Origin of the sequence: Methylobacterium sp. J-078 (assembly GCF_022829285.1) — a bacterium.
In the GTDB taxonomy this organism is placed as follows: Bacteria; Pseudomonadota; Alphaproteobacteria; order Rhizobiales; family Beijerinckiaceae; genus Methylobacterium.
This window is the reverse complement of the sequence record NZ_JAKSYI010000039.1, coordinates 1-4769: the sequence shown is the minus strand read 5'-3', so window position 1 is coordinate 4769 and position 4769 is coordinate 1. Positions and strand designations below refer to the sequence as shown.

Genomic DNA, 4769 nt, shown 5'->3' with positions numbered 1-4769 from the left:
CCGCGCCGCCCCCCTGCGCAACCCCTACAGCTGCCCGATGAGCTCGGCCGCCGAGGGCAACGCCAACCAGCAGAACTTCCCCACCCAGCAATACGGCCAGACCTCGGGCGGTAACCGCTGCTGATCGGACGGGAGACGGATAACCCGATGCTGCTGAAAGGCTTCTCCTACGCGATGATCGCTGCCTTTGTCGGCGGCCTCGCCTTCACGATCATGGGCTCGGCCAACGCTTTCCTGAGCCTGTAGGAACCGTCGACGCCGGCCTCATCGTTCGCAGCCCGCCCGGCCCTGGCCGCGGCGGGCTGCTCCTTTGCGTGCCGCACCGATCGCGGGGTGCCGTTGACCCCGTGGTCTGCGCGACCCGTTCGAGGGCCGGGGTATCGAACCACCCCCAGTCCCCCTCGCCCCTCGGGTCCTTGCGAACCCTAATCGGGGCTGAACGGCTCCGTTCAGGACGAGTTCGATGGTCGCTCATAGAAGACGGGCAACCCGATGCGGGCCGGCTCCGGCGCGAGACCGCGATCATCCGGACCAAATCTCCAGGAACACACCACATGACCGAATCGCAGACCATCACCGGCACCGTCTGGGCCGTGTTCGGGCACCGCTTCGCCATCGAGAGCCAGAATGGCCGGCACCTCGCCGACCTCGGGCCGAAGGGTGCCGAGGGCATCCCGGTCGCAGTGGGCGACCGGGTTTCGATCACCGGCGAGCGCAAGCCGTCCGAGATCAAGGTGATCACCCTGACGCTCCACGATGGCACCATTCGCACGATCGCATGGCCCAGAAAACCGCACGAGGATTCCGGTCGGACGCCGGCCAACCCGGCCGCGGTCCTGGCGGCCGTCGAAGCCTACGGCTACGTCCCCGAGGGTGAAGTGCGGCGCAAGCCGAAGCATTTTGAGATCGCCGGCTCGAAGGATGGCAGCCGTTACCAGATCCACGTGGCACTGGGCGGCCGCGTTCGCCACGCCAAGGTCATCGCGGGTGCCGAGCCGCGGACGTCCGCTCCCTCGGCGACCGCGGCGTCCTAGAACACGGACACCGCTTCGTCCGGGCTGCCGGTGGTGTTGACGGTCTGGTCGGACGAGGCGCTGCTCGGGCCCTTCCGCTGTCCAGTATTGGGCGGGGAGCCCAGAGCGCCGATGCCGACCTACGTTCCGAGTTCACGATTCAGTATCGCGATGTCATCGGTGTAGGGGGCCCGTCTCCTGGGCAAAAGCGGCGGTGTGGGGAGGCCGAAGGCTGAGAATGCGGCAACCCTGCACAGCAGCGTCAGACGCGAAATTCCAGAATTACGAATATTCGAACGGATACGCCGAACAAATATCAATCCGAAAAGCGTTTTGCATTTCTACAATGACTTTTTAAAACGTTACCGAGAACGATAATACTTATAGCAACAGGTTGGCATAAAGGAAAAGGGCGCCCGGATAGAATCCGGACGCCCATCGTAGCTAGACTGCGAACGGGGCGAAGCGACCCGACGATGGGGTTGGCTCAGTAGCCGTAGCCATAGGCCGGATAACCGTACCCGCCGCCGTAGCCGTAGGCCGGTGCGTAACCGTAGCCGCCACCGTAATAGCCGACGGGACGACCGTAGCCGTAGCCATAACCGCCGTAGCTGTTCGCCGCGATGGCGCCCGCCGCGAGGCCGGCGATGCCGAGGCCGATGGCAGCACCGGGACCGATGCCGCGACGGTAGCCGTAGCCACGACCATAGCCATGGCCGTAGCCACGATACCCACCATAGCCCCCGCGGTAGCCGACGCCGCGGTAACCTCCACCGTAGCCGTAACCGCCATGTCCGTATCCATGGCCGTAGCCCCAACCACGGGCCTCGGCGGGCGCTGATGCCAGCAGTCCGAGACCCAGCAGGGCGGTCGATGCAAGGGCGAGCTTGCGCATGCGAAATCTCCTCACGTGTGGGATGTGGCCTGACAACGGCCCAGGACCGCAGCGCGTTCCGATTCCGGCTCTGGTCAACACGTCACAGGTCAGTATCCGTGTCCGCCCGAAGAGGCGTCGTAGCCTAGACACGGCGCAAAACCGTGCGATGCCCCGGATTATGCGCCGCAGGTGTAGCTCCGACCGATGGGATAGGACGCGACATCCGTCAATCCGGCATGAAATACGTCAGGATGGGAGCGGCCCCCGTTCCGTGATTGGTCCGGTCGCGCCGCTCGCCTGATGAGTGGGACGGCGGGTGGAAGCATACGCATGACGATCCTCGGCTTCGACCTGGAATTCGCGCACATTCCCGTCGAACGACCGTTCCTTCACCGAGTCGTCATCTCAACGCAAGCTTGGAGACCGCATCCGTTGCGGTGACGGTCAGTCCAATCAATTCCAGGCCGACGCGGCAAGGACCGCTGGCGCGTCCCCGCTAGGAATTCGCCAGCAAGCTGCTCGATTGCAGGACCACGACGACGAGGGTGCAGACCGCGGCGGCGGCCAGAAGGTAGGTGATCGTCTTGGTGAAGGTGGTCATGGTCTTGCTCCGTCAGCTGCGCTTGTGGGTCTGCCCGGCCTCGATGGCGTCCTCGCTCGGCAGCACGAAGACCTCATCAGGGAAGACTTGGCCGGGATCGATCAGATCCGTTTTTTGGATCTGGTCCTGGTTGGCGTCGTCGATCGCGGTGTCGCGATCACCCTCGCCGCATGTGCGCCGGCTGATCGCCGAGCGGCTGTCACCCCGCTCGAGCCGTGCCGTCTTCACCGCGGGCACGGAGACGATGGTGGGGTCGACCGCCGGCTCGCCCAGGGTCGGGCGGGGCGTCGGAGACACCGTCGCGCGACATGCTCGGCCAGCCAGACGAGCGGTACCGCCGCCACGACCGAGGGGCTGAAGGGCAAGGGGCGTCGCAGTTCCGCGCGGGCGTCGATGACCATGGGATTTCGCAAGGTCGCGGAAGTCAGTGGATCGAACCCCGCCCGGGCGTCACCCGGAGTCATGGACGGCCGGCCCCCACCGGGCGCCGGCCGTTATCCGTCGAGATCAGGCAGGCGTGCGACCGTCGGTGGCGTAGCGGTCGATGGCCGAGGGCAGCTCGCGCGACAGGCGGGAGAGCAGCGCGCTGCGGCTCAGGCCCGTCTGCTGGGTGAGGTGATCGAGGGTGTCCGACCCGATGGCGCGCTCGAGGTCGGCCTCATGGATGTCGCGGTTCGGCCCCTGGTTGACCCAGGACTTGGCCGTCTCACCGTGACCGCCTTGCGTGAAATGGTCGACGAGTTCGCTCAAGCCGCTGGCGATCAGACCGCCGATCCCGGCCGTACCGACGCCACCCAGAAGACCGCCGAGGTTGCCAAGGCCGCTGCCGCCGGCGGACGGGGCCGGGCGGGACGTGTTCGGGATCGGCGGGACGGTACCGTGCGTCGGGGCGTCGTGGCCCTTCAGCAGTTCGGCGAGCTTGTCGCGGTTCTGGTAGCCCGCCACGGCCAGCAGGCCCAGCAGTGCCGTCATCGAGGGATAGCCCTTGCTCATGGTTCGTCCTTTGAGGTCTCGGGGTAAAGGGTGGGGCGGAGAGGGCCGGACGGGGTCATCCGGCCGCATCTTTCGAACTTGGATCCGGTTCGGCGATCGGTCGGGACCGGCGTGAACGGCCATGAGCGCGCGCCTCGGCCTCCGAGGAGATCACAGGCACGGGTGACGATCACCGTCGCAGCCCGGATAGGCCCCGCTGGCCGCGTCGGAAGAACGGACGCGGCGAGCGCACGCGGCGGTGAGGACGAGCGTCAGCGTCATCGTATGACGGCCTCCGGGCGTGGCGCCGTGCTGGCGGGTTCAGTAGCCGCGGCGATTCGGCGGGACGGCGGAACGGCCACCGAAGCGGCGGCTGACATAGGCGATGACCTTCGGGAGCACGAAGGCGGTCAGGAGCTTGCGGATCATGGGTTGGTCTCCGGCGGTCGGGCTTGGCTGGTCTGCGGGTCAGCGCTGGGGGCGGGACAGCCAGCCGACCGCGAATGCGATGGCGGCGAGCCCGAGAAGGGCGGAAGTGCGGTTGTCGTCGGCGTAGCGCACGGCCTGACGGCCGTAGGCGTTTCCGCGCTTGCGCGCGTGACGGGCGAAATCGCGTCCGTCCGCGATGAGGTCGTCGGCGCGCTCGCGGGCCGCGTTAGCGAGGTGACGCCCGTCCTCGGCCAGATCGTCGGCGCGCTCGCGGGCGCGGCCATAGGCGTACTGCGCGCCGCCCGCCACCTGGTTCACGGCGCCCCGGACCTGGCGGGCCGGGTCGCCGGTGATCCCGCCGATGGCGGTCTGTGCACGGCCTTTGACGTGGCGGGACGCGCCGCGGAACTGATCTCCGTCCATGGATCGGATCTCCTGTGTTCGAGGGGGAATGCGGGGCTGCGAGACCCGGCCGGTCGCGGGGACCGGCCGGGATTCGCGGATCAGGCGCGGCGGGCGGCGTAGCCGTCGGCCAGGGTCGGGAGCTTGGGGGCGCCCAAGCGGCCGCCCAGGAAACCCGCCAGCGCGCCCAGGATCAGCGCGAGCGCGCCGTAGAAGGCGCCCTGCGTGGCGGCGGACTTGGCCGCCACCGCCGCGGCCTCGGCGTTCTGCTTGGCCGCCGCCACGGTCTCGTCGTACTGCTTGCGGTAGTCCTGGAGCTGCGCCTTTGCCTGGTCGACCGGGATGCCCTGGGCCTTGGCCAGCGCGTCGGCCGCGCGGGTCTCGGCCTGAGACTTCTGCGCCGGGTCACCCGTGAGCAGGGCGCGGGAGGCCGCCACGGCAGCGTCCTTGGCCGCCTGCGGTTCCTGGCCGGCGG

Annotated in this window: 6 protein-coding genes and 1 pseudogene; 1 reads left to right on the top strand and 6 read right to left on the bottom strand. The window is 68.1% G+C overall.

Translation table 11 applies throughout. The features are described from left to right. Positions 1-554: 554 nt before the first annotated feature. On the top strand, positions 555-1034 hold the full coding sequence (locus MKK58_RS03945; protein WP_243910864.1) for a hypothetical protein: 480 nt from the start codon (positions 555-557) through the stop codon (positions 1032-1034). A 466-nt stretch (positions 1035-1500) separates the two neighbouring features. Here MKK58_RS03945 and MKK58_RS03940 read toward each other — a convergent pair whose 3' ends face one another. The 6 genes and pseudogenes from MKK58_RS03940 to MKK58_RS03915 all read right to left on the bottom strand — a co-directional run. Beyond that, positions 1501-1908, bottom strand: a complete 408-nt coding sequence (locus MKK58_RS03940) for a hypothetical protein (protein ID WP_243910863.1) — start codon at positions 1906-1908, stop codon at positions 1501-1503. Between the two features lie 595 nt (positions 1909-2503). Continuing rightward, a complete protein-coding gene (locus tag MKK58_RS03935; protein ID WP_243910862.1) occupies positions 2504-2788 on the bottom strand; it encodes a LysM peptidoglycan-binding domain-containing protein in 285 nt (94 codons plus the stop codon). Positions 2789-2998: 210 nt separating this feature from the next. After that, positions 2999-3484, bottom strand: coding sequence for a YidB family protein (locus MKK58_RS03930; protein WP_243910861.1), 486 nt, complete (start codon positions 3482-3484; stop codon positions 2999-3001). A gap of 150 nt (positions 3485-3634) precedes the next feature. Continuing rightward, positions 3635-3745: a BA14K family protein gene (locus tag MKK58_RS03925; protein ID WP_243910860.1), complete on the bottom strand. Its 111-nt coding sequence runs from the start codon at positions 3743-3745 to the stop codon at positions 3635-3637. Between the two features lie 186 nt (positions 3746-3931). Next, positions 3932-4315 (bottom strand): CsbD family protein, encoded by a 384-nt coding sequence (locus tag MKK58_RS03920; protein ID WP_243910859.1) that lies wholly within the window; start codon positions 4313-4315, stop codon positions 3932-3934. A gap of 80 nt (positions 4316-4395) precedes the next feature. Beyond that, positions 4396-4769 (bottom strand): annotated as a pseudogene (locus MKK58_RS03915) (PhnA-like protein); the annotation flags it as partial.